6 protein-coding genes are annotated in these 21726 nt (G+C 40.9%); 2 read left to right on the top strand and 4 right to left on the bottom strand.

Annotated features, from left to right (window positions below; translation table 11 throughout):
- From AACZ73_RS06815 to AACZ73_RS06805, 3 genes are all read right to left on the bottom strand, one after another.
- Positions 1-13809, bottom strand: coding sequence for a gliding motility-associated C-terminal domain-containing protein (locus AACZ73_RS06815; protein ID WP_339876589.1), 13809 nt, complete (start codon positions 13807-13809; stop codon positions 1-3).
- 457 nt (positions 13810-14266) lie between these two features.
- Positions 14267-16591 (bottom strand): hypothetical protein, encoded by a 2325-nt coding sequence (locus AACZ73_RS06810; RefSeq protein ID WP_339876588.1) that lies wholly within the window; start codon positions 16589-16591, stop codon positions 14267-14269.
- Between the two features lie 262 nt (positions 16592-16853).
- On the bottom strand, positions 16854-19193 hold the full coding sequence (locus tag AACZ73_RS06805; RefSeq protein ID WP_339876587.1) for an ATP-binding protein: 2340 nt from the start codon (positions 19191-19193) through the stop codon (positions 16854-16856).
- Positions 19194-19299: 106 nt separating this feature from the next.
- On the opposite strand from AACZ73_RS06805, the gene AACZ73_RS06800 reads away from it, so the two are divergent.
- Together AACZ73_RS06800 and AACZ73_RS06795 are read left to right on the top strand one after the other, a co-directional pair.
- A complete protein-coding gene (locus tag AACZ73_RS06800) occupies positions 19300-20040 on the top strand; it encodes a response regulator (RefSeq protein ID WP_339876586.1) in 741 nt (246 codons plus the stop codon).
- An 80-nt stretch (positions 20041-20120) separates the two neighbouring features.
- Positions 20121-20771: a LytTR family DNA-binding domain-containing protein gene (locus tag AACZ73_RS06795; RefSeq protein WP_339876584.1), complete on the top strand. Its 651-nt coding sequence runs from the start codon at positions 20121-20123 to the stop codon at positions 20769-20771.
- A gap of 15 nt (positions 20772-20786) precedes the next feature.
- Here the strand turns inward: AACZ73_RS06795 and AACZ73_RS06790 are convergent, their stop codons facing one another.
- Positions 20787-21677 carry a helix-turn-helix transcriptional regulator gene (locus AACZ73_RS06790; RefSeq protein WP_339876583.1) on the bottom strand — a complete coding sequence of 297 codons (891 nt, stop codon included), beginning with the start codon at positions 21675-21677 and terminating at the stop codon, positions 20787-20789.
- Positions 21678-21726 lie beyond the last annotated feature (49 nt).

Genomic DNA, 21726 nt, shown 5'->3' with positions numbered 1-21726 from the left:
TTACTTAATTATAGTTACGTAACCTGTCATTGTATGATTTTTACCCTGTCCGTCCATCAATTGGATTTGGTAGAAATAGGTGCCACCATGTAGATTATCCCCATTCCAATCATTTTCATAATTGTCAGTTTTAAAGACTTCTACACCCCATCTGTTAACTACCAGCAGTTTATTATTCTGAAACAACTCCTTCAGGCCTCTGATCACCCAAGTATCATTTATCCCGTCCCCATTTGGTGTAAAGACGTTTGGTATTTCGAATAGCAACTGTTCATGGCTGACGTTATCGGAATTGTCCGATGGGAAAAGCTCTGTATCACCCGAAATTACAGTAGCAGTATTGGACACAGTTCCTTCTGAGATTGCCTTAACTCTCACAGTCATAGTTTCCACAGCTTTAGAATTAACTGATGGCAAGTTCCAGAGTAGAGTTCGTGATGCTAAATCGTAAGAAATTGTACCTGAGGATATGTCTGCACCGATATATTCCACTGCGGCAGGTAGCACGTCTGTTACAATCACGTTGTTGCTGGTAATTCCCGAATTGTTGGTCACTGAAATTTTGTACTCAAAGTTTGAATTCAGCTCAATGAGAGTTGAAGAAACTTCCTTATCCAGCACCAGATCAACTTCGCTTATTAAAGCAATTGGGTCAGTTCCATAGGATTCGTCAGGGAAATTTTGTCCTGAAACGTAAACCCAGTTGATTAATGATCCCTCATTTGATGTCACCATAAGGGTAACTTTAATATCCAAAGAAGTACCTACATCCAAATCACCAATCATCCAAACTACTGACGTTTCAGATATCTCACCTGACGGACTTGCACTTACAGCCATGGTGCCTGCTGGAAGTGAGTCAACTACCATAATATCGTAGGCCATTGCATCACCTGTGTTTTCCACATGTATAGTATATTCTATCATCTGACCTACTACAACTGATGTCTCATCCGCAAACTTGGTGATTGATATAACTGTCTCCTCTTCCTCAGGCTCTTCTTCCTCATCCTCTATGATTAATACCCCATCCCCAGGATCAGATTCAATAGGTTCTTCTACAGATGTTTGCGAATCCACAACAGCCACATTATAGATCACATCACCAGGAATTGCTTCATTATTCACCTTAACAATCAATTGGAAATCAATACTCTCATTCGGGTCAAGAGACTGAACTGTCCATTTAACTGCACCGTTTTCTAATACGCCTCCGGAATTTGAGCTACTGTAAGTAAGACCTTCAGGAAGTAAATCTGAAACTGATATTCCTTGTTGAATGATTGTTGAGACATTCATCACTGAAATCGTATAGGTAATTTCATCACCCACATATGCTTCTTCAACATTTGCTGTTTTCACAATTGTGAAAGAAGTTTCATCTGTTATTTCAACCACTTCAGGATCAGATTCTTTTGGAGAATCAGGATCGTCTGGACTGGAGACAATTGCCACGTTGGAGATTTGGGTTCCAGCGGCCACATCTGCATTTACCATTACAGTAAGGGTCAGGTCGATGCTCGCTCCAGCCGCTAAGGTTGGAATAGTCCAGCTAAGTGTTCCTGCATTATTAACTCCGCCATTGTCAGCTGAGATAAAGCTTAAACCTGTAGGCAATGCATCGGTGATTGTCAGATCAGCCGCATCACTTTGACCGGTATTCGTTACAGAGATCGTGTAGCTGAATTCACCTCCAGCAAGAACTGTCGAAGCACTTGCAGTTTTGGTGATAGTCAGATCAACATCTTTCTCTACTGTCACCACTTCAGGATCAGATTCTTTCGGAGAATCAGGATCATCAGGAATTGAGACAATTGCCACGTTGGAGATTTGGGTTCCAGTAGCCACATCTGTATTTACCATTACAGTAACCATCAGATCGATGCTTGCTCCTGCAGCCAAGGTTGGAATTGTCCAGCTTATAGTGCCAGCGTTATTTACTCCGCCATTGTCAGCTGAGATAAAGCTCAGACCAGAAGGCAATGCATCTGTGATTGTCAGATCAGTCGCATCACTTTGACCGGTATTCATTACAGAGATCGTGTAGCTGAATTCACCTCCAGCAAGAACTGTCGAAGCACTTGCAGTTTTGGTGATTTCCAAGTCTACATCTTTCTCTACTGTCACCACTTCAGGATCAGATTCCTTCGGAGAATCAGGATCGTCTGGGCTGGAGACAATTACCACGTTGGAAATCTGAGTTCCAGCGGCCACATCTGCATTTACCATTACAGTAAGGGTCAGATCGATGCTCGCTCCAGCCGCTAAGGTTTGAATAGTCCAGCTAATCGTTCCTGCATTATTAACTCCGCCATTGTCAGCTGAGATAAAGCTCAGACCAACAGGCAATGCATCGGTGATTGTCAGATCAGTCGCATCGCTTTGACCATTGTTGGTCACGGAGATCGTGTAGCTGAATTCACCTCCAGCAAGAACTGTTAAAGCGCTTGCAGTTTTGGTGATAGTCAGATCAACATCTTTCTCTACAGTCACCACTTCAGGATCAGATTCTTTTGGAGAATCAGGATCATCAGGACTGGAGACAATTGCCACGTTGGAGATTTGGGTTCCAGAGGCCACATCTGCATTTACCATTACAGTAAGGGTCAGATCGATGCTCGCTCCAGCTCCTAAAGTTGGAACAGTCCAGCTAATCGTTCCTGCATTATTAACTCCGCCGTTGTCAGCTGAGATAAAGCTCAGACCTACAGGCAATGCATCGGTGATTGTCAGATCAGTCGCATTACTTTGACCGGTATTTGTCACTGAAATTGTGTAGCTGAATTCACCTCCAGCAAGAACAGTCGAAGCACTGGCAGTTTTGGTGATCTCCAAGTCTACATCTTTCTCTACTGTCACCACTTCAGGATCAGATTCCTTCGGAGAATCAGGATCGTCTGGGCTGGAGACAATTGCCACGTTGGAGATTTGGGTTCCAGTGGCCACATCTGCATTTACCATTACAGTAATGGTCAGATCTATGCTTGCTCCTGCAGCCAAGGTTGGAACAGTCCAGCTGATCGTTCCTGCATTATTAACTCCGCCATTATCCGCAGAGATAAAGCTCAGACCAGAAGGCAATGCATCTGTGATTGTCAGATCAGTCGCATCACTTTGACCGGTATTCATTACAGAGATCGTGTAGCTGAATTCACCTCCAGCAAGAACTGTCGAAGCACTTGCAGTTTTGGTGATTTCCAAGTCTACATCTTTCTCTACTGTCACCACTTCAGGATCAGATTCCTTCGGAGAATCAGGATCGTCTGGGCTGGAGACAATTACCACGTTGGAAATCTGAGTTCCAGCGGCCACATCTGCATTTACCATTACAGTAAGGGTCAGATCGATGCTCGCTCCAGCCGCTAAGGTTTGAATAGTCCAGCTAATCGTTCCTGCATTATTAACTCCGCCATTGTCAGCTGAGATAAAGCTTAAACCTGCAGGCAATGCATCGGTGATTGTCAGATCAGCCGCATCACTTTGACCGGTATTTGTCACTGAAATTGTGTAGTTGAATTCACCTCCAGCAAGAACTGTGGAAGCATTGGCAGTTTTGGTGATAGTCAGATCAACATCTTTCTCTACTGTCACCACTTCAGGATCAGATTCTTTCGGAGAATCAGGATCGTCTGGGCTTGAGACAATTGCCACGTTGGAGATTTGGGTTCCAGAGGCCACATCTGCATTTACCATTACAGTAAGGGTCAGATCGATGCTCGCTCCAGCTCCTAAAGTTGGAACAGTCCAGCTAATCGTTCCTGCATTATTAACTCCGCCGTTGTCAGCTGAGATAAAGCTCAGACCTACAGGCAATGCATCGGTGATTGTCAGATCAGTCGCATTACTTTGACCGGTATTTGTCACTGAAATTGTGTAGCTGAATTCACCTCCAGCAAGAACAGTCGAAGCACTGGCAGTTTTGGTGATCTCCAAGTCTACATCTTTCTCTACTGTCACCACTTCAGGATCAGATTCCTTCGGAGAATCAGGATCATCAGGACTGGAGACAATTACCACGTTGGAAATCTGAGTTCCAGCGGCAAGACTTGGCGAAGTAGAAACCAATACGGTAAGTTCAACAATCGAGTTTGCTGCAATTGTAGGAATGTTCCATGTTACTATCCCTGCATCAAACTGGCCAGAGTTACTCGAAGAGACATAAGATAATCTGTTATCTAATTCATCAGTAATTGTTACATCAGCTATATCAGTATTATTGGTATTAGTTATGGAAATAGTGTAAGTGAATGAAGCACCTGCATAAACCACATCATCTTCAGCAAGTTTTTGAATCGTTAATCCATCACCAGTATTACAATCTGTTAAGAATACCATTACAGGTGTTCTTAAAACACTTTCACAGTTGGTAGTTGGATCAGTTTGCGAAGCAAAATAGGTTGCACCATCTACCAACAGCATAGTCGGATTCAATGGAGTGATGCTGTTTTCTGAAGCGTACCAAAGAATTCCTTCACCTTCAATTTCAATCGAGCTCAATGTAGCATTATCAGAAGTACAGAAGCTTTGATTTGGATTGTTGGCAATTGGTGCATCTGTGACATTTACGGTAACAATTACTTCCGCTGCATCGCCAAGAGCGTTTTCACAGACTCCATCGCCACTAACTGTGACATAGTAAGTCGTAGTGGTTGCTGGGTTGACAGTCAGATCCGTGATCTCTGTAGTAAGAGCTTGACTTGTGTAGAATCTGAATATTGGATTCGTTACTGTGCTGCTGGTAGCAGAAAGCGTAAAGCTGTCTCCTTCGCAGATGGTGTCACCAGTTGCTTGAATATCTGTGGCAGCTGCTCTTGGATTGACGATTACCGTTACTTCCGCTGCATCGCCTGGGGCGTTTTCACAAACTCCGTCACCAGATACAGTCACATAGTAAGTCGTCGTGTTTGCTGGACTTACAGTCAGATCCGTTATCTCTGTAGTCAGATCCTGACTTGTATAGAATCTGAATATTGGATTCGTTACCGTGCTGCTGGTAGCAGAAAGTGTAAAAGTGTCTCCTTCGCATATAGTATCACCCGCTGCCTGGATATCTGTTGCTGTTGCTCTTGGATTGACCATAACAATTACTTCCGCAGCATCGCCAGGAGCATTTTCACAAACGCCATCACCACTAACTGTAACATAGTAAGTCGTAGTGGTTGCAGGGCTGACAGTCAGATCCGTGATCTCAGTGGTCAGATCCTGACTGGTGTAGAATCTGAATATTGGATTTGTCACCGTGCTGCTGGTAGCAGAAAGCGTAAAGCTGTCTCCTTCGCAGATGGTGTCACCAGTTGCCTGGATATCTGTAGCAGTTGCTCTTGGATTGACGGTAACCGTTACTTCCGCAGCATCGCCAGGGGCATTTTCACAAACTCCGTCACCACTAACTGTCACATAGTAAGTCGTCGTGGTTGCAGGGCTGACTGTCAGATCCGTGATCTCTGTAGTAAGAGCTTGACTGGTGTAGAATCTGAATATAGGATTCGTTACTGTGCTGCTGGTAGCAGAAAGTATAAAGCTGTCTCCTTCGCAGATGGTATCTCCTATGGCTTGGATATCTGTTGCTGTTGCTCTTGGATTGACGGTAACAGTTACTTCCGCTGCATCGCCAGGAGCGTTTTCACAAACTCTGTCACCACTAACTGTCACATAGTAAGTCGTAGTGGTTGCAGGGCTGACAGTCAGATCCGTGATCTCTGAAGTCAGATCCTGACTGGTGTAGAATCTGAATATTGGATTCGTAACCGTGCCGCTGGTAGCAGAAAGCGTAAAGCTGTCTCCCTCGCAGATGGTGTCACCAGTTGCTTGAATATCTGAGGCAGTTGCTCTTGGATTGACGGTAACAGTTACTTCCGCTGCATCGCCAGGAGCGTTTTCACAGACTCCGTCGCCTGAAACCGTTACATAGTAAGTCGTAGTGGTTGCAGGGCTGACAGTCAGATCCGTGATCTCTGTAGTCAGATCCTGGCTTGTGTAGAATCTGAATATTGGATTAGTCACCGTACTGCTGGTAGCAGAAAGCGTAAAGCTATCTCCTTCACAGATAGTATCACCTGTTGCTTGAATATCTGAGGCAGCTGCTCTTGGATTGACGATTACCGTTACTTCCGCAGCATCGCCTGGGGCATTTTCACAAACTCCGTCACCACTAACTGTCACATAGTAAGTCGTCGTGGTTGCAGGGCTAACTGTCAGATCTGTGATCTCTGTAGTAAGAGCTTGACTTGTGTAGAATCTGAATATTGGATTCGTTACTGTGCTGCTGGTAGCAGAAAGCGTAAAGCTGTCTCCTTCGCAGATGGTGTCACCTGTTGCTTGGATATCTGTGGCAGTTGCACTTGGATTAACAGTCACCGTAACTTCCGCTGCATCACCTGGAGCATTCTCGCAAACGCCATCGCCTGAAACAGTTACATAATAAGTCGTCGTGGTTGCAGGACTGACAGTCAGATCCGTAATCTCAGTGGTCAGATCCTGGCTTGTGTAGAATCTGAATATTGGATTTGTTACTGTGCTGCTGGTAGCAGAAAGCGTAAAGCTATCTCCTTCACAGATAGTATCACCTGTTGCTTGAATATCTGAGGCAGCTGCTCTTGGATTGACCGTAACAATTACTTCCGCTACATCCCCAGGAGCGTTTTCACAGACTCCGTCACCGGATACAGTCACAAAGTAAGTAGTCGTCATTGCCGGACTAACAGTCAAATCCGTAATCTCAGTGGTCAGATCCTGGCTTGTGTAGAATCTGAATACCGGATTTGTTACCGTGTTGCTGATAGCAGAAAGTGTAAAGCTGTCTCCTTCGCAGATGGTGTCACCTGTTGCTTGAATATCTATGGCAGTTGCTCTTGGATTAACGGTAACATTTACAGGGATCCTTACCGGATCCTCACAACCCTCACGCACCACGGCTATATAATAAGTCTTGATTCCCGCAGGTGTTAATGCCGGAGTAGTATAACTATTTCCAGAGGCAAGAAGAGTTCCTCCTGTCTCTACATCATACCATCTTAGGGTAGTCCCTGCTGCTGGTGTTGCTGAAAGTGTGGCAGTATCTCCTTCACATACCTCCTCATTTTCTGTGACAGCAGTTGGACCAGGATAATTGATTTCTGCCTGATAAATCCTCCATCCACTTTCCAAGGCTCCAAGCAATGGTGTATATTCAATCCTAACCCTGTCGAAGGATCCACTGGCTACAAATCTCACTTCTCCTTTGCTATTGCCTCCAATCAGAGATAAACTAACCAAATTATTATCAACTACTCCACCATCTCCATTTGCTGCAGCACCATTATAGGATTCAAAAGAAAGTCCGCTTAATACACCGAGGTCAAGTAGCGAACCTCCCGTTCCCAAAGTAATCACAATTGTATCCCCAGCTGCGCCGGTCTGATTGAAAATCAATTCCTGCCAAACTCCCCCAGTAACTGCAACCGGTGCTACAAATCTTGAATATGTATTAATGTCACCATCAACCGCATTACCAGGGTTTTCTACACTACATAGTACACAAATAGCATACGTACCGTTATTCTGCGCATTCGCTACAGTACAATCTCCATCTGTCGTCACTGGCTCAACAGTAACAGTTACAGCCGTAGTGTCGATTGACAAACAACCTGTGACTGTATTCCTGGTTCCGGCATAATAAGTATAGACTCCAACTGAAAGGATTCCAGTATTATACGACTCTCCTGTCGCTAATTCTGCTCCACCTTCCGCATACCAAACAATTTCCACATCTGCTGGCATTGGATCAATGGATGCCGTAAGCACAGTTCCAAATCCTTCTGAAATCGTAATATCAGAACTTGTAGATGGCACATCTGGAAGCTCGTTGACTGTGATAGAAGTTGTTGCAGCAGGAGTACTGAAACAATAACCTTCTGCTACCACCGTCACATAATAAGTAGTAGAGGCTGTAGGGCTCACTTCGTAATCAGCTCCTGCGAAATACGCTCCTGTCAAACTTGCATCCAGATACCATCTGAATTCAGCATTTGGAATACTGATTCCGTTTAGACTCGCATGCAAAATGGTCGACTCTCCAACACAGATTACACTTTGATCTGCTGTCAAAGTAATATCATCGGCATCTATTGTAGTACAGTCTGTAGGCATGGAATGCTGAGCTGTCTCTGATGCATTTCCTCCAACTTCATCTGTATAAAATGCTTCTGCATTATTTACGATTGGATCTGATCCTGTTACAGCATCCACTTGAACGGTAAAAATAAACTCCTGCATTGCACCAACTGCCAAAGAAGCAATATCAAAAGTCAGAGTTCCAGCACCTGCAGTTCCCCCACCATTATCAACTAGAATTGTATTTGCCGGGATCTGATCTACAACTGAGATATCAGAAAGTAACTTATTGCCAGTGTTTGTGACTGTCAAAGTATAAGTAATGATATCCCCAACAATTGCTTTACCATCAGAATCAGCATTATTACTCAATCCAATTTTATCAAAATCAATCGCATGAACAGGCGTAACATCCAACACTGTCCCAGGATCCGCTGCCGTATCCGGTTCGGTAGGATTACTGTTGTCTATCGGAGGATAGGATTCAATTGGAGCTGGTAAATCTGCGGAATTGGCAACTGCAATATTGATGATTTCATCTATTCCAGTAAGGTCAGCATCTACTGTTGCGGTGAAGGACCCGACGGTAGAAGTAGCTCCTACTGCCAATCCAGGCAATGAGAAGTTAACGTCATTCCCCACTAAAGTGCCCCCAGAAACGTACGTAATTCCATTTGGAAGTGCATCTGCAATTGACAGATCTGTCAAGTCTTGATTACCAGTATTTCTAATAAATATGGTATAGACCAAAGTCTCGCTACCGCTTACTGCTGTGACATTGGCATCGCCATCTACCATTACTGCTTTCCAGATTTCTGCTGAGAAAATAGGATCAACAGGAATATCCGTACCTGTATCTCCACTCTCATCTGGATCCGTTGGGTTTTCATTATCCAATGCCGGATATGTTTCAACTCCAGGGTCTTCAGGAAGAGACTTAACCAGTGCTACATTGGAAATAAATTCTACATCAGTTAGATTTTCATCCACCAAAACAGTGAAACTAACTGTGACTGTTTCTCCAGGAGCAATATTCAGATTTTCAAAAGTGACAACTCCCCCATTTTCAACACCTCCACTTACATAGGTAGTATTAGCTGGAATGGCATCAGTAATCAGGTAATCTGTCATAGGAACAGTCCCTGTATTTCTCACATGGATAGTATAAACTATTGTTTCACCACCTGAAACAGAAGTCAACGAAGGGTCACCATCAATGACATAACTTTCCCAAGCTTGAAAATCAGGAGTTTCACAATCCTGAAGGATATAATACAAGCGTACATTAGGAACAGCAGTGACTGAAACCAATGAAATAAGTCGAACTGCAATTTCATCAACGGCTACACCAGGAGAAATACGGATTTCTTCATTGGCTCCATTGTTAAATAGATCTACCAGATTCACATTCCCTAGAACCGCATTTTCCAGAGTCTCATCGTAAACTTCGACCCCATCCAAGTAACCCACCACTTCGATTCTTCCAAAGACATCTGCATCCAATACTCCGGCTCCAACCCCAAGTTTGATTTTAAATGCCCCTCCTGCAGGAATCGTTTGTCTGAACTGAATATTTTGTTGGATAGAACCGGCTACACCTAGGGTGCCTAAGCTGATTTCGGAGTAATCGTCATTGTTATTATTATCAAGAGCTCGTTCCGCATTGGTAACTCCATAACTACCAATCGAGCCTGCATCAACCGTAATCCCAGAACCATCAAAGGATGTAGTAAACCCTGTTGCACAAGCTTCCGCACCTGTATCGTAGCAAAGACCATAGATATTGATGCTATTATCTTCTCCAAACAATCCTCCATCCGTATGATCTTCTATAGTAATGCTATTGTAAGCTGCATTTGGCGTAATAGCCAAATAGTATCTACCAAGCGCATCCTGAACTACTTTCACCTGATCATTAAATCCAACAAAACTATTGTCGCTGCTAGCGGTGAAGAGTGGCGTCCCACTAGCGTCATTTGCGGAAACTGTGAAATAATGATCTCCAAGGACAACGGTATTCAACAAATCGCTCAAAACTCCGCCTACACTACCACCAAGTAGCGCATCCAGTAAGCTTGCATCTGTATCTATTCTCATGTATGAAGTAGTTCCTGCCGGTACTACTACACCGTCTCCATATCCAAGAGTTAAATGCCCGGAGTATGCTCCAATTCCAGTTAATAAAGCGCCTCCGCTGGAATTGATTGTAGCGAAACTGTTAAAGTTTCCATCAAAAAGATTTGCCAGATTATCGGCAAAAGACGCATCTATCAATTCCTCTGCACAGACTGGGCTTAAATATGGAGGATCAGCTAAATCAGAATCAGGACATCCATCAGAAATGCGGCTGATTCCATACAATCTAATCGGTGCACTGGTATTTATTGCAGCAATAGACTGAAGTCCAAAACTAACCCGATCATACACCACTCCCGGTTCGATCAAAAGCTCCTGAATTCCGCCCGAATTAAGAAGACCAAGTAGATCCAGGTTATTTATCAAGGCATCCTGAAGCGATTCATTGTAAACTTCATCGTTGCCATTGTAAAGAATCAAACGGTATGAACCTGCAAGATCCAAATTCAATATTCCCGGCTCGTTGAGTTGCACTCTGATTCGTAGTGCGTCCGTGGTCTGAGATTTTGTTTTGAAATAAATGTTTTGATAAACAGTTGCCCCTATTCCAGCTATTCCAAGATTGATTATAGAATAATTTGAACTGTTTCCGTCAATGGCATTTTGAGGGTTAAACACTCCTCCTTTTGTGATATCCAATAGGTCAACAGCAATTCCAGATCCATCAAAATCTGTAAAAGTCGCTTGCTCACAAAGATTAAATTCCGTCTCTCTACACATGCTGAACACATGCATGGTAGCAGTATTTTCTGCTCCTATTAAAGCTGTTAAAAAGTGATCAATCCTTACAGATTGGTAAGCCTGATCAGCGGTAAAGGCAATGTAGAATCTACCTGATTCGTCCTGAACAACTCTCACATCCTGGGTACCAAAACCTGCAGCACTGCTTGCAGTATAAATATCCGTTCCTCCGGCAGTTTTTGGAGTTACAGTGAAATAATGGTCACCAAGTGCCACTGACCCCAATAGATCCGCCAAATCTGAACCAAGACTTCCACCTAACAAGGCATTTAACTCATCATTTTCAAATTCTATGCGGACATAGGAAGTTTCTCCAGCAGCTACTGGTGCGGCATATTTTAATTCAATATGGCTACTGTAAGCCCCAAGCCCCAAAGCTGTACCAGCACTGGCAGATAATACGGCGTAGGAATCATTATTTCCATCCACTGCATTCAGTGGGAAATTGGTATTTGACCAATCGACAACTTCCGCCGCACAATCTGATGTATTAAACGGAGGGATAGTTTGAGGTGGATCTGCTAATTCCGGATCTGGACAAGCCGAACTAAATCGTTCGATACTGAATACTTTAACAGGATTCTGGATCACATTGGCACTCACCACAGATTCAATTCCTACAGCAACTTTATCAAATGCCAGACCTGGTCCAAATGGCAAATTGAGGGTACCACCACTTTGAAGTAGTCCCAATAAATCCAATCCTGAAATCAACCCGTCTCTAAGGTCTTGAGAGAACACTTCAGTATCCCCATCAAATGCCTTGATAACGATACTTCCAAGAACTTCTGCCGTCAGGGCATTTTCCCCTTCCATAGCCAGTTTCACTCTGAAGTGATCCGTAGGTGCAGAAAGTGAATGGAAATCCACATATTGATAGATACCCGAACCAAGTCCCGCAGCCCCAATGCTGATTTCAGATGCCGTTGACGGATCACCATCAATTGCAAATCCAGCATCGACTACACCTGCTGCTCCCAATCCAAGAAGATCCAAACTTATGCCTTGCGATTCAGCATAAGTAGCAAAAGCCTGTTCACAAGGCTCAAAACCAGTGGAAGTACAAACATGGTAGACATTCATGCTACGCACTTCACCTAAGCCCGCAACGGCACCCAAAGATTCTGTAATTCGGATGCTCGTATACGGGCTGCTTGGGGTGACAGCAACATAATAGTAATTGTTCTTGTCCTGAACGATTTTGACCGGCTGATTGAAAAAGCCATTATTGCTAGAGCTTTCCAAAACCTGCGATCCGTTATTCTTAACCTCTACCGTGAAGTAGTGATTCCCAAAAAGAACATTGTCTACTACTCCGCCCAGAAGTTGGCCAGCAGTTCCATCCAACAATCCCAAAAGTACTTCCTCATCAAAATCGATTCTAACATAGGAAGTGGTGCCGGCAGCTCGGGAATCGAATCCCAATTCTATAAATCCTTCATAATCTCCAATCCCTAAAGCAACCCCAGAACTGGCGTTTAGGGTGGAATAGGTGTCGTTATTTCCATCTACTGTATTAAGTGGGAAATTGGCATTCTCAAAAGCTAATACCGTCGCATCACAGGTACTATTACTCAGCATTGGATCTGTCGCGGTAGGCAAAGGAATTGGATCCGGATCTGGGCACGTAGCTCCGAAACGCTGCACATCATATAATCTAATCGGAGAATTAGAAAGTGCATTTAAGGAAACAACGGATGTGTATCCTACAGTAACTCTGTCAAATGGTACTCCCGGACCAAAAGGAAGAGTAACGGTACTTCCACTTTGAAGCAAACCAAGAACGTCCAATCCATTTATTAGTCCGCCGGAAAGCTTACGGATATAGACTAAGTCAGAACCATCATAAGCCCGGATTTCTATGCCTCCGATTAAATCTGCGGTCAAAGCTCCTGCATTGGCAACCCCCAATTTCACCTTGAAATAGTCTTCAGGTGAAGATGGGGTTTCATAATAAACCGACTGGTAAATCGCTGCTCCTACACCTAATGTGCCTATACTGATCTCGGAATAAGTGTCCAGATCTGAATCAATCGCATTTTCTGCATCCTCAACTCCTGCGCCTAACAAATCAAGTGAAATGCCCTCACCATCAAACGAAGTAAATCTGAAATCGCCACACGCATCATCTCCTGAGAGATAAAATGCATTGTATACGCCCAGCGTATATTCTACGCCTAATCCTGCAGCTGAGGTAGATCTATTAATCACTCGTATCCGATCGTAAGCAGCCGCTGGTTTGATTGCTAAATAATAGTTTCCAGATCCATTCTGAACCAATCTGACCCTTTCTGTATCAAATCCTTGCGTACTGTTTCTTACTAAAACAGTGGTGCCTCCGGAATTTCTAGCCTGAATCTCAATTTCTTGTTTACCTAAAAGTACTGCTCCTAAAGCATCGCCTAGCAAATCACCGAGGCTTCCACCTAATAAAGCCTGTAAAAGATTCTGATCTGCTCCTATTCTCACGTAAGACCATGTCTCGGCAGGTAAAGTTGCCGGAAATTTCAGTTCAAGTTCACCATCATAGGAAGCCAATCCCAAGGCTAAACCTGGGCTTGCGAAAAGTCTGGAAAATTGATTATTGTCAATTAAAGCATTTGATGGATTGCTAACTGATGCACCGTAGCATGGAAGCAGATTTCCTAATCCACAGCCCGTTACAGAAGTCATTCTGTCATTTGGACTAGTGAAGGTCACTTCATTCGCCAAAGTTTTGATCGCCTGAGCCTGACTATAGTGAAAAGGAATAAAGAGTATACATATAAATAATATTCCAAAATAGAAATTAGATCGTATACTACTAATTATCAATAAATTAAACCCACAGAATGTCTTCATAAGATTCTATTATTATTTTCTACCTGAATGAGTTTATATTTGGCACGGTCTTCAGTATTATTTTGGAATAAAATAAATTGACTGAAATACAAACAGAATAATTCACGCTGAACCTTATAATGAATTATTACATCGTATAAAAAATTAAGCTCAAGCTCTTGGAAAAACAAGCTTATAAAACTTACATCATCTATTCTTTGGAAGAAAAAATTATCAACCTGTCTTCTAAAGAAGATTTTAAGTAAATCAATAAAATAGTAAAAGTATCCGTGCTTCATAAATTTAATTTCAATTGTAAATTCTTTAACTATACCTAAATTATATATTTACTATTCATATGAAATAACATGTTATCAATCTGTTATTTTCATGTACCATTCTGTTATCTAATGGAAATTAAGGATCATTTATAGAGATATCATCCAACACCAAATATTGACATCTACTTATGCGGCTTTCATTTTTTGATCAAATGATATATAAATGACCGGCCATTTTCCTCGATAAGTAAAATATATCTTCCGGGTGAGTGAGCTTCTAATCCTTCGATTAGAATAGAAGTCTGAAGAGATATTTTGGTTGATCCACTTCTTAAAAGAGAGCCCTCACTGGTGAAGAGTGAGTAGGAAATTTTTTTATCGTGAAGTTCCGATGATCTGATGGAGAAAAAGTTTTGGAACTCATTCGGAAACACTACAAACGGCTTATTATCCCTCTCCGAAACAAAGACTCGTCTTAGATCAGAGGTGAATTCAGGTTCTCCATGAAAGTTTCTTACTTCCAATCTGTAATAATTTTCCCCAATCAGAGGGACAGTATCCAAAAAACTAAAATCTACGAATTCAGACTTCCTGTCTGTCCATATATCTTTAAAAATTAGATCATTTCCCGCTCTCTGAACAATCAAATCTAAATCTTGGTCAGGTTTATCGACCGCTAGCTGCCAACTAATTAAGACATTACCTTCGCTTGTGCTATGCGCTTGAAAGTCAAGTAAAGTAACATTAAGTATTCTTACGATAGAGCTTAGATCCAATTCCTTTACCTCATTAGGTCCGCACCCATCCTCTGGCACCCAATTGAGATAAAATTTATAAGGGTCTGTTTCGTCCCTAAACTTTAACCCAGTCATGGTCAGGACTCCCTCTTCCACTTCATATAATACTTCATCTATTACATCCCCATCTTCAAGTGGAATAGTCATATTTTCGTCCAAAAACCATTTAAAATCCCCTTCTCCGTCCCATTCCATCAAGTTTGGATTGAGTGTGACAGGGTTTATGCCTTCTACATACTTATACTTGCCATCTTCATCTATTCCTATTTCCCCAGATGGCTGAATGGAATAGTTTGCAGGAGTTGGAATTGGATTTACTTTAAGTTTAAATCTGGAAGGCTCACTTTCAGAGAAGCATGACGATCCGGTAGATTTTACTAAAAATTCATAGTCTCCAGGAAGAAGATCAATAGGTGGGCTATAAGTAGCAGATGATCCCAATGACATCTCAGAATCAGCCTCTACCCGATACCAATTCAAATTGCCCCCAGCAGTATTATTAGGAGTCACTGTAATAGTCTGTCCACAACAAACTTCGTAGAATCCCTCTTCAGGAACATCGGGAATTTCTGGTCTTACAGGTTCCACTGTAACTCCACTTATCTTCAAACTTCCCTCCAGCAAGCCTGCCCCAACCAAGGAAGATACCCTTATTCCGATTTGATCAATAGCTGAAACATCGCTGCTTATAGGAAACTTGAAAAATTCTCCCGACGCCAATAATCCCAACACATCTAGCTCAAGAAGAGAAGAAGCTGAGGTAACACTTACTACAGATCCATTATTATAAGCCACTAATTCTACATGATTCAAAAGTCCCAAATCCAGTAAGGAAGATCCTGTTGCCATACTAATCAGAACCTCATTGCCTGGCTGAACAGGCGAGTTGAAATAGATCATTTGCTCCACAGTGCCTGCAACTCCCACCACTCCTAATGATATTTCTGAGAACGTATTATCCAAATCGCTATCAATAGCCAGATTTAAGGATTCCACAGCACTATTAGCCTCCAGAACTTCCAAAGAGATCCCACTTCCATCATAGCTGGTAAAAATTGGCTGCCCTCCACAGGGATCAGGCGGATAGTAGAAAGCATGGTAAACATCCAACAGATAAGTTTTATTAAAGCCTGCAACAGAGGAAGCTTTATTGGTAATTCTGATCCGATCATAGGAAGCATTGGGCTTAATGGCTACATAAAAGTTACCGGATTCGTCACTCACTAATCTGACTCTGTTAGTGTCAAAACCATCAATACTTGAGCGTGATAATACTGGGTACGATGATGTACGGGCTTCAATAATTATCTCTTGCTGACCAAATAAGACAGATCCCAAAACTTCAGAAAGTAAATCCCCCAGGCTCCCTCCCAATAAAGATTGAAAAAGACTTTCGTCTCCATTAATTCTTATATATGTAGTAGTGTTGGCTGGAATAGTATGTCCAAACCCTAAATCTAAAACTGACTTATAGCTGCCTAAACCTGCAATTGCACCAGAGTTAGCATACATCCTACTATATAATCCATCATCTGCTTTAGCATTATTAGCATTTTCTACAGTATAATAGCTACAGTTTGATTCTACACACCTTCTATCACTACTTATTCTAGTAGCTGTAATAGGATATACAGGAGTTGAGGCTAAGCAATAGTTCAGCAAACTATTGATACTTATCAATAGTAATAAGAATAAAATTCCCTTAAACACAAAACCATTCCTCATCTTTCAATTCATCTAATTCAGGAAGCTAATTAGTTGAATATAACAATTAGCTTAAGTAATTAGAATTCAATTGAATCTAGGTGAAATAAGAAGTAGTGGGAATCGTTTTTTTATATATAAAAGACATTAATAAGTTAATGACTTGGTAGCTATAAGAGATTTATATAATAACAATGACAGCGTTATGCATTTGGATAACATATTATACCTGTTCCCTTACAACAGCTCATTAAAAAGTAAGATAAGTCAATTAAAAAGCAAATTAGATTGGAATTTGCACTTCTACACGAGTGCCTATATTCACATCAGATTCTATTTTGATGGTACCGCCATGAATTTCCACGAAATTTTTAACTGCCACAAGACCGAAGCCTGTTCCCTCGATACCTCTCACATTAGAGCCTCTGAAAAAGGGAGTAAAAATATAAGCTAATTCTTCTTTTTTGATACCGATTCCACGGTCTGAAACTGTAAATCCAAATTTCTGATCTTCAAAAAACAACCGTAAAGTAGGCTTAGAATCAGAGCCATACTTGATAGCATTTGTCATGATGTTTACCAAACTGGTTTCAATCAAAAACTTATCCAGCATGACCTCAAAACTATGCGAAACTTCCGGAGTGTATTCAATACTATTCAGCAAACCATATTTATTTAAACAATCCTCTATAAAGCCTCTGAAAGAAACTTTGGTTTTTTTTAGTTTAGCACCCTGGTTTGCAAATCGGTTGTAATCTAGGGAATGTGCTATTAACTGATGCAAATTATTAACTTCAGTCTGAATTTTTCTGCAGTGATATCCTATTCTAGGTAGGGAATGACTGGCCGAAGAATCAGATAAGTAATGCTGCGTAATTTCCAGGCTGGACATTATTGTAGCTAGTGGAGTCTTGAATTCATGCGAAACGGTGTTCATGAAATCACTGACAAAAGAATTGAACTCCCGCTCCTTTTTGAGCGATAATTTTAAGTTATCTTCTATCTGAACTTGAACTGAAACATCTCTGATAATCGCTATAAGCTTGTTTTCGTTGTTTTCCTCAATGAGACTTACCATCGATTCTAGCCATATTTTATTTCCCCCTTTTGTTCGAATTTGGAGCCTGGATTGGTAAAGATCTTTGGACACTTTGTACTTTTCCTGAAGGCTTTTTTTCAGTAGAGCGCGTACTTTTCTTGGAATCGCTGAATAAAGAACTCCTTTCTCCAAGAATTTCTCAGCTGCCTTGGAAATATATTCCAGCTCAAAATTCTCGTTCACCATTACGATTAAATCCGGTGAATAATCCGCTACTTTAGAGAGTATAAGAGCCTTCTCAAACGACTCCTTCTCATATTTAATTTTCTCCACTTCAAAGTTAAACGCTTCAATAATCACGGAGTAGGTTGACGCGAATGGTCGAAGGTCCTGAATATCTGATTCAGCAAAACCTCCTTCTTTATTACCAAGGCCAATCAACCCGATGACCTCATCTTTTTTGAAAATAGGAACACCTAGAAAATTGTTGATCTGAGGATGACCTGGAATTTTGTTTCCTTTTGTATGTGGATTGGACGGAGGGTTATTTTCTAAAATCACCTTTGATTCGGTAATGCACGCACCAAAAAGGTTGTCTAAATTCTGAAATAGAAAATCTTCTTTGAGATATTTGTGGTAAAGCTGCGCTGCAATATGTCCATCCGAAGAAATATCTGTAGCGGCATGGATTTTCAAAACTTTTTTGCCTTTATGATCTATTACTTCGCCTATAAATCCAAGGCTAGCTTCTATAACGCTTAGCATATTAGTGAGTAAAAGCTGGTAAGGTTTATCGCCAGATTCCTGAGCCAAAAAGTGCTTCTGGACCTCTACAATTTTGGTGAGTAAATTATTTGACCGCTTAAGTTTCAGCTGATCTGCTTTATCTTTATCAATGTCTTTTAATAAGCACAAAATACAATCCACCTCATCGATTCTTGCTTTAAAAAGATTGATATCAAACCAATTACCATTTTGGTTTTTCAAAAATAACTTTGCCTGAATTGTTAATCTGTTGTTTTTCTGATCATTGCACCAGTTCACCATCTTACTAAAAGCAGCTTTTTCAGCGAAAAAACTGTTTAAGGAAAATCCCTTCACCAACTGTGATATAGGCTGATTTAGTAATTCTATTATAGGTGCATTAGCAATAATTACCTTATTTAAGTCCTTGGTGAATAGAATAGCGGGACCGGGCATTTTATCCACGATTTCAATCATGGACTTTTCCGGAAGCTCAAAAACATTATTTTCAGAAACTAGGAAAATAAAGATATGAAGTGTCAATTCTTCCCTATCTACCCAAACTAATTCATTGAGGTTATAAATCTTATCGTTAAAAAGAATGGTAGACTCCAGTAAGAAATCGTTTCCCTCTCCTAGTTCTTTCCGCTCATATAGCTTATTCCCAACTGTGTATCTTGAAAAAATTTCCTGATATTGGTTTAATGAATTGATGCCATTGAATAGTTGAGAGTCCAGGAAGCCGCTTACTCTTTTATTGATTTTAAGTAATTTCCCAGATTTAAGTGAAAAAACTAAATCTTCATTCTCAAAAGCAGTCATAACTTTTTCAGCATCCATGATAAATAATATTTGGCAATTACTAAGATATATGAAACTTTATATGTAGTTTATCAATAATAATGAATTAACTAATATTTCTTATCAATCGAAAATTAGATTCAAAATGATTACAAAAACCAAAATTCTTTTGGTAGAGGATAATCAGAACCTTTCAGAAAACGTCAAGGAAATGTTGATAATCCAAGGATACGAGGTTTGCGGTATTCTTGATAAGGCTGAAGAAGCCTGTACCAAAATAGAAGCTGTTCTACCGGACCTTATCTTGATGGATATACAGCTCAAGGGGAAGAAAAATGGAATTGACCTGGCAGAGGAATTAAGGCAGACCATAGATGTTCCTATAGTTTTTTTGACATCCTCCTCCGGAAAAGATATTGTCAAAAAAGTAAACCATATCAGACCAGACGGTTTTATAACTAAACCTTTCACTTCCGAATCTATAATTACGAGCATTGAATTGGCTCTTCAGACATTCCGTCAATCAAATGAAAAAGCCTCGAAAATGATCGGTTCTCCTGACAAGCTTGATTCCGAGATTTTCATTAGGGAAAATGGATGGCTGAAAAAAATCATGGTCAATGACATCGAATGGATAAAAGCTGATGGTTCGTATACGCACATTTACGTAATGGGCCGACAGTACACTCTTAGAAATACTGTAAAAGAAGTAATTCTAAAATTGCCAGAAAATCAATTTGTCAGAATACACAAATCCTACATCGTCAATATGAAAAAAGTGGATGCCTTGAGTTCATCTGCTGTGAAAATCGAGGAAACTGAAATCCCAGTGGGAAGGAATTATTACCACAAGCTACTCCAAAACATTAATAAACTTTCGAATTGATCTGATACGCGTCAATCCGAAATTGATCTTTATTCGTAATTCATTTTCAGTTAGTATTGTTCATTTTAACTGTTAATGATATGAATGAGGGCTATTTTTCAGAATACGAAGAAAATTATTCTATTGATCCTTACGCAAAACTGAAATGGTTTCTTGCCACATTTCACCAAGACATATTGAACTTTGTAGATGATGAAAAAACTCAACTGTTCAAAATTTATCCTGAAGAAGCCAACGGTTCATCCAGAACTTTTACATACGGGAAGAACTCAGTTGTAATATTTACTTCTCTTGCTGCAGGCGAGATCATGCTATTTTTAACCTCCCTTTGTAGTCATAAGAACTTTGAGGTTTTGGATTTTCACCAGTCGTTCTTTCAGCAAGATTTATCCGGAGTGGAGAAACTTATAGAAACTGAAGAGGAAATTTTCATCAGAGAAAATGGATGGCTGAAGAAAATACTTGTTAAAAACATCAACTGGATCAAGGTCGAAGGAGTTTACACGCACTTGGCATGTCAGGAGCGGCTACATACACTCAGAATTACAGCGAAAAACCTTTTTCACAAACTTCCTGCAGGACTTTTCTATCAAATTCATAAATCCTATTACGTCAACAGAACTAAAATAGAAGCAATAAACAGCGACTCTGTAAAGATCGGAGGAAATATTTTACCAATTGGTCGGACCTTCCACAAGTCTATAATGAGTGATATTGTGCATGCAAGCTAACATTAGGAAACCTTGCTAGTCATTGAATGATTGGCGGAATTCCAATGGTGACATAGTAGTTTTCTTTTTGAAAAGTGTGCTAAAAGACTGGGAATGCTCAAACCCCAATGCATAAGCGATTTCGCTAATCGACAGATTAGTGGTGGATAGTCTTTCCTTAGCCTTTTCAATCAATTTTTCGTGGATGTGCTGCTGGGTATTTTGGCCAGTGTGCACTCGCAAAAGGTCACTTAGATAATTCGGGGACAGATTCATTTGCTTTGCTACATGCTGAACCGTCAATAGATCAGTTTGCTCATTTTCAAAAAACTTATTTAATAACTCTTCAAAGTTGATCAATAATTGATGATTGTTGTTTTTGCGGGTGATGAACTGACGCTCGTAAAAGCGTTTCGAATAATTCAGCAATAATTCAATTTGGGAAAGGATAATTTCCTGAGTATGCCTGTCGATTGGTGCACATTCTTTATCTATTTTGGTAAGTATGGTAATTAGATCATCTTCCTCTTCGGCAGATAGATGAAGAGCCTCATTGGTGGCGTAGGAGAAAAATCCGTATTTAGTGATGCTTCGGGCAAGAGGGTGCTTCATAAGGAAGTCCGGATGAAAAATCAAAAGATATCCTGAGCCGCATTCTATAGTCTGAAGATCCAAATGCTGAACCTGATTAGGTGCAGTGAAACTCAATACTCCCTTATCGTAATCGTAATGTTGCTGGCCATATTTTATTTTGCCCTTTGCTTCCCGTTTTAATGCCACACAGTAAAATCGATTTACAAAACCTTTCCAAACTTCATCTTCCAGAAAAATGCTTTCTGCAAGGTTAATCACGCTCACCATCGGATGCTTTGGTTCTTGCAAAGAAAGTAAGCGGTGAAATTCTGAGATGGATTTAATTGTATTCATGGTAGTTATCCATAAGGTGAATAATTGAGGAAAATCGGCTGCATTATGA

The sequence above is a fragment of the uncultured Algoriphagus sp. genome (assembly GCF_963974835.1).
Taxonomy (GTDB): Bacteria; Bacteroidota; Bacteroidia; order Cytophagales; family Cyclobacteriaceae; genus Algoriphagus.
The sequence above is the reverse complement of the archived record's forward strand: the minus strand, read 5'-3'. Positions and strand labels throughout refer to the sequence as shown.